The organism is Bullifex sp. (genome assembly GCF_034103065.1).
Lineage (GTDB): Bacteria > Spirochaetota > Spirochaetia > Sphaerochaetales > Sphaerochaetaceae > Bullifex.
The window spans coordinates 1-1,233 of record NZ_JAXEGN010000293.1; the positions used below are offsets into that span (position 1 = coordinate 1).

Annotated in this window: 2 protein-coding genes and 1 pseudogene; all 3 read left to right on the forward strand. The window is 31.5% G+C overall.

Annotation, left to right across the window (positions count from 1 at the left end; translation table 11 throughout):
- Nucleotides 1-399: hypothetical protein (locus SOY52_RS11080; protein WP_320849017.1), on the forward strand; the 399-nt coding region annotated here is incomplete at its 5' end.
- Nucleotides 400-443: 44 nt separating this feature from the next.
- On the forward strand, nucleotides 444-761 hold the full coding sequence (locus SOY52_RS11085; protein ID WP_320849018.1) for a PD-(D/E)XK nuclease domain-containing protein: 318 nt from the start codon (nucleotides 444-446) through the stop codon (nucleotides 759-761).
- A gap of 26 nt (nucleotides 762-787) precedes the next feature.
- A pseudogene (locus SOY52_RS11090) lies at nucleotides 788-1,233 on the forward strand (tRNA (guanosine(37)-N1)-methyltransferase TrmD); the annotation flags it as partial.

Here is a 1,233-nt window from a genome sequence, read left to right on the forward strand (position 1 = left end):
AAATCAGTAATTGAAGCAATAGAAAGAAAAAAATGTGGAAGTTATTGGACTCAAACAGGTTCCTATGAAGCAGTAAGTAATTACATTGACTTAAATATTGATGGAGTAAAAGATGATGTAATAAAAATGATGGCAGGTGAATCAATTAGTGTTGATATCTTGGATTTTAACAATAATCTTACATCATTTAGGACTAAAGATGATGTATTTGTATATCTAATTCACCTAGGATATCTTGCCTATGATGGAGAAAGTAAAACTTGTAGAATTCCAAATAATGAAATAAAAAGTCAGTGGGCAAATACATTAAAAAGATCTGCAAATTATAGTAATGTTGCAGCAATAATAGATGTTTCAAAAAAGCTATTAGAAGCAACACAAAAAAACAAGAGGAAGTAGTAGCAAAAGCATTAGAAAAGAGTCATGAGCTATTAACAAGTAATTTGTCATACAATAATGAGCAAAGTCTTCAAAGTGCTATTATGCTTTCATACTTCTATGCATACGACTACTACACTATTATTCCTGAATTTACTACAGGCAAAGGTTATGCTGATATAGTTATGATTCCGTTTGTACCAAATATACCAGCATTAGTAATTGAGTTAAAAAAGGATAAAGTAGCAGGTGGAGCAATAGAGCAGATAAAAGCAAAAGATTATCCATGTAGACTTAATGGCTATAAAGGTAATACTTTACTTGTTGGTATTAATTATGATAGTAAGACTAAAGAGCATTCTTGCTTAATTGAAAAAGCTTAAATGTAATTGTTAAAATAGAAAGCAATATGAAAATCACAATACTTTCTATGTTTCCAGAAATCTTTAGTTCAATTAACGCCTATCCTTTAATTACTAGAGCAATTAATAGGGGCAATCTTGAATTAAAAATTGTTGATATAAAAGAATATGCCGGGGGGTCTTTTAGACACATCGATGATTCCCCTTGTGGTGGTGGAATTGGAATGATTTTACGTCTTGATACATTAATGAAAGCTTTAAATGCATCAAGTAGTGAAGGATCACATAAAATACTTCTTTCACCTAAAGGAAGTGTGTACAACCAACAGAAAGCTAGATCTTTATCAAAGATGGATGATATTGTCTTAGTTTGTGGCCACTATGAAGGTGTTGATAAGCGCTTTGAAAGTCATGTTGATGAGTTAATCAGTATTGGGGACTACATTTTAAGTGGTGGTGAACTCCCTGCCCTTTGTATTCTTGATTCAATTTC